Annotated in this window: 3 protein-coding genes; 1 reads left to right on the top strand and 2 read right to left on the bottom strand. The window is 35.8% G+C overall.

The annotated features are described in order from the left end of the window. Positions 1–229, bottom strand: a 229-nt coding sequence (locus ACIQZ6_RS12175) for a hypothetical protein (protein ID WP_395811482.1), incomplete at its 3' end; no start/stop codon positions are given. A gap of 557 nt (positions 230–786) precedes the next feature. Beyond that, complete coding sequence (locus ACIQZ6_RS12170) at positions 787–1,776, bottom strand: aspartate-semialdehyde dehydrogenase (RefSeq protein ID WP_395811480.1); 990 nt, start codon at positions 1,774–1,776, stop codon at positions 787–789. A 224-nt stretch (positions 1,777–2,000) separates the two neighbouring features. Here ACIQZ6_RS12170 and ACIQZ6_RS12165 point away from each other — a divergent pair. Continuing rightward, on the top strand, positions 2,001–4,032 hold a 2,032-nt coding region (locus ACIQZ6_RS12165), incomplete at its 3' end, for a lamin tail domain-containing protein (protein ID WP_395811478.1).

Here is a 4,032-nt window from a genome sequence, read left to right as displayed (position 1 = left end):
CAATTATGGTAAATATGCCTCTACAATTGATTATAGGTTCAATACCATGTGTTCTGTAGATATTATTTTTATCTAGAAATGACTCTAATGTTACCTCTGCCGGCGCCAAAGGGTTGAAGGGTGCTTTCAAAGATTCGGTCACAGGAGATGCAAATATTGAATTCAGGGGCATAGCAGTGCCCGCCAGCGGTAAAAGAGACAAAGTCTTAAGTACATTTCTACGTTTCATTTCTGTTTGTTTTAATAAATATTCTAATCAATTATTTATTGAAAATATGTTTTGAAACTTAAATCAAGATTCAAAAAAATGCGTTAATTTTTTTCTGTGACCTCACGAATTACCCTTAACCAGTTTAGCCCCGTAATACTTTATCGACTATAGATCAATTAATAGCAAATTGATAGGCCTTTTATTACCTCTCTGCATTTTAACTGTTTGATTTTATTTGTGGGTGGATAAACATAATCTTTAGAATTTGAGTCAATTTCGGACAAATTTTAAGTCCATCAAAGGAATTTTTTTAAAAAGATACCCTTAAATTACCTGAACAAGACTGTGTCTACTAATTTTTATTGATAAAAGCGGAAAATATCTTCAATATCAACTTAGGCTAGGCCAGCAAATGCCCAAATACCAGGTTTTATGGCATCAGCACAAGAGAATAAATTTTAATATAGGGATGCCATGAACTATAAAAACCAACCAAGTTCAACCCCCTATAAACTCAAAATTTAGGCACAAAAAAACCCGGCGAAATTCGCCGGGTTGTATAGTAGATCAAAAAACTAGATCAATTTTTTAGCCATCAGATATTCCGCTATTTGAACGGCATTGGTTGCTGCTCCTTTACGAAGATTATCGGCAACAATCCAAAGATTTAAGGTTTTATCCTGAGATTCATCTCTTCTAATTCTTCCAACAAGAACCTCATCCTTTTCATGAGCATCCATTGGCATTGGGTACTTTAAATTTGCCGGATCATCCACAACGATTATCCCTTCTTCCTTTTCCAGAATTGCACGAACTTCATCCAGATCAAAATCATTCTCAAATTCAATATTAACTGATTCAGAATGCCCACCCATAACTGGGATACGAACAGTTGTTGCAGTTACGCGAATGGAATCATCGCCCATTATCTTTTTTGTTTCAAGGATCATTTTCATCTCTTCCTTGGTGTATCCATTGTCTTGAAACACATCGATTTGAGGAATTACATTCAGGTCAATCGGATAGGCATATGCCATTGGACCAACAATCCCTTTACGCTCATTCATCATTTGGTCTACGGCTTTTACACCGGTACCCGTAACAGACTGATAAGTTGAAACAACAACACGTTTAATTTTATATTTATCATGCAGTGGTTTCAAAACCACCACCATTTGTATCGTTGAACAATTTGGATTTGCAATAATCTTATCCTGAGCGGTAAGTTCATCTGCATTCACTTCTGGCACAATTAATTTCTTATCTGGATCCATACGCCAGGCAGATGAATTATCAATTACTGTTGTGCCTATAGCAGCAAAACGGGGTGCACTTTCTAGAGAGGTTCCTCCACCGGCAGAGAATAATGCTACATCTGGCTTCATAGCAATGGCATCATCCATGGTCACAACAGTATACTTTTTACCCTTAAATTCAATCTGTTTACCTGCACTCTTTGCTGAGGCAACTGGGATCAATTCACTAAGGGGGAAATTGCGCTCTGCTAAAACTTTTAACATCACCGAACCTACAAGGCCGGTAGCGCCTACTACTGCGACTTTCATTTTTTTGTTTTTTTAAAAATTCGAATATTTATTATTATCAAAGCAAATATGGGAAATTGTTTGGTCATTTAATTGGTTTAACTAGCCCCGTAAGCAAATTTTTGATCTAAATCATGAATTCTATCAATAATAAAACCGTTTACTATATAAACCTTACCGTAAACTCATTCCTTTTAAATGTTATATGCCAAAATCTTAATTTAATTCTGCTTTTATAGGCAGAAATGAGAAAGATTTTAATAATAGTACTTCTTTTATATAGCAAATTGGCGAGTGCACAGCTAAATGATGATTTTAGTGATGGTAATTTTTTACTGAATCCAGTTTGGACTACCGGAAATAATGGCACTGATTTTATTGTTCTAACTAATAGACTAAAATCCAATTCCAGTCTGAGCTCAGGTAGCTTTTATATCAGTACCCCTAATGCACTTGCATTAAATTCTAAATGGGAGTTCTGGATCAATCTTCAGTTTAATACTTCAGGAGCAAACTTTGTAGATATTTATTTGATTTCAGATAAAGCAGATCTTAAAAGCAGTTTGATCAATGGCTATTTTATTCGGATTGGAAATACCGATGATGAAATTTGCCTGTATAAACGATCTGGCTTAAACAGCAGCAGCATCAAGCTAATTGATGGAATAAACGGAACAACAAATACAAGTAATAACACGATTAGAGTGCGGGCTAGCAGAAATAACGATGGGCTTTTTACGCTTGAGCGAGATTTAACTGGAACTACTAATTCCTTTTTTACAGAGGGAACATTCAAAGATATTAGCTTCACAAATTCCTCTTTCTTCGGTGTTTTTATTCAACAATCTACATCCAGTTTTTTTCAAAAACATTTTTTCGATGATTTCAGTATAGAGTCGCTACTAACCGATAAAAATCCGCCTGAATTAACGGGAGTTTCAGTTTTAGACTCAACTACTTTAGAGATAACCTTTAATGAGGCTATGGATAGTATTGGTGTTAAAAATCTGGCAAATTTTAGTTTAACTAATTTCAAGGGCCAAATAAATAACGTACAAACAAGCTCCGATCCAGCAAAATTCAAGATTAAATTGAATTCTGAATTAAAAACAGGCCAGTACGGCCTTACTATATTGAACGTAAAAGATAAAAATGGCAATTTAATCCAAAATAAAAATCAGGCATCATTCAATTATGTAAAACCGTATAAACCTAAATTCAGAGATATCATTATCAACGAAATATTTGCTGATCCGGCGCCGCAGATTGATCTGCCATCGGTTGAATACATTGAACTTCTAAATTCTAGTAATGAAACTATATCGCTTTATAACTGGAAGTTAAGCGACCTCTCAAGTGCTGGCTCTTTGGGGAATATTAGCATTTCGCCCAACTCCTATTTAATTCTTTGCGCCAAGGCAGATACCGCTGAATTTAAAAAATTCGGAAACGTTTTAGGCCTTTCCTCCTGGCCATCACTGAACAACAGCGGGGATATGATATCTATCAAGGATCATTTAAATACGTTGGTGGATTCCATTTCCTATTCAGATACTTGGCACCGTGACCCGTTGAAAAAACAAGGCGGATGGAGTTTAGAACGCGTGAGTCCAACCTCTATTTGCGAAGGGATTTTTAATTGGATAAGCTCCAATGATTCATCGGGTGGTACTCCAGGCAAGCAAAATTCTGTGTTTATAGCCAATTGGGATCAAAAACCTTTAAAGGCTGATAGTTTAAATCGTTTATCTGATTCTACCCTTTTGATATATTTTAATAAACCATTAAATAACAGCACTTTAATAAAGGATAATTTTTTATTAGCACCTATTTCAGGTCAGATTAAAGAAATTAAAAGTAGTGCAGACTTTAAGCAGGTTTTGGTCAAGTTCAGCGAAAAATTCAAAGCAGGCACATCGTATCAATTGAATATTAACGGAATAAAAGACTGCAGCGGCAATACTTTTAACAGTTCATCTCCATTCAGTTTTAATATTCCTGCGCTTGCTGCTCAGCTACCACTACCTCCTGCTGCACTGGCAAGGCTAGATACCGCAAAAGTATTCATCACCGAACTATTTGCCGATCCCTCGCCTGAAGTTGGTTTGCCACTGGTTGAATTTATTGAATTATTTAATCCCGGAACAGACACAGTTGATTTGGAAGGATGGAATATGAACGATACACAAACCAAAGGAATCTTGAAAAAATACCTGCTACCTCCAAATCAATATCTGATTATTTGCCCTGCTGCAGATACCCTTCAATACAAAAGTT

This window comes from Daejeonella sp. (assembly GCF_044348475.1).
Classification (GTDB): domain Bacteria; phylum Bacteroidota; class Bacteroidia; order Sphingobacteriales; family Sphingobacteriaceae; genus Daejeonella.
Note: the sequence above shows the minus strand (reverse complement) of the source record. Positions and strands in the feature narration are given on the sequence as shown.